The following is a 265-nucleotide window of genomic DNA, read 5'->3' as shown; positions in this document are numbered from 1 at the left end:
GAAATGACAGCCCAACAGGAAGCGGCCCAGGAATTATACGAAACGATGTTGCTCTCGACAGCGCAAGTAATGTTCATAGACAGCATAGTGGTTGACTCGGCAGATTTCATAAGCCGGATACCGCTCAACCGCGAGTCGGGCCGTATCGGCACCACTGCCGGCATTACAGGTGACACGGGACTGGCTGGCGGCGCTGCTTATATCAATGAATTCGGAAACAGGATATACTTCTCAACAGTAGGTAATGACGGGCGTTACGCCTTAT

The 265-nt window shown here is 51.7% G+C and carries 1 protein-coding gene; it reads left to right on the top strand.

Annotation, left to right across the window (positions count from 1 at the left end):
- Positions 1-265 (top strand): hypothetical protein (locus H6A07_RS09825; protein ID WP_204814737.1); only part of this gene is annotated, 265 nt, incomplete at both ends.

Source organism: Olsenella uli (assembly GCF_016899935.1).
Classification (GTDB): Bacteria; Actinomycetota; Coriobacteriia; order Coriobacteriales; family Atopobiaceae; genus Thermophilibacter; species Thermophilibacter uli_B.
The sequence above is the reverse complement of the archived record's forward strand: the minus strand, read 5'-3'. Positions and strand labels throughout refer to the sequence as shown.